Here is a 251-nt window from a genome sequence, read left to right as displayed (position 1 = left end):
CTTCTGGCACGCCGGCAGCTGCCACGTCGCGACGCCGCCGATCATCACGCCGAGGCAGCGCGCGCCCGCGACGAGCGGCAGGCACACGAGCGATTCCGTGCCCAGCATGCGCAGCAGCTGTTCTTCGGCGAGGCCGAGCAGACGGCCGTCGCGGCGGATGAAACCGAGGCGGTGGTCCAGCGCGGCCTGCGCGACGGCGCCGCCCTTCGCCAGCGGTACCGTGAATTCGGCAATGCGCTGCTGGTTCGCGG

Annotated in this window: 1 protein-coding gene; it reads right to left on the bottom strand. The window is 72.5% G+C overall.

Annotated features, from left to right (window positions below; genetic code table 11):
* A partial coding sequence (locus tag ACPYOM_RS23175; RefSeq protein ID WP_481347771.1) for a hypothetical protein occupies window positions 1-251 on the bottom strand: 251 nt, incomplete at both ends.

Source organism: Monashia sp. HAY1-2A, assembly GCF_056755315.1.
This window is presented reverse-complemented; position numbering and strand designations above follow the sequence as displayed.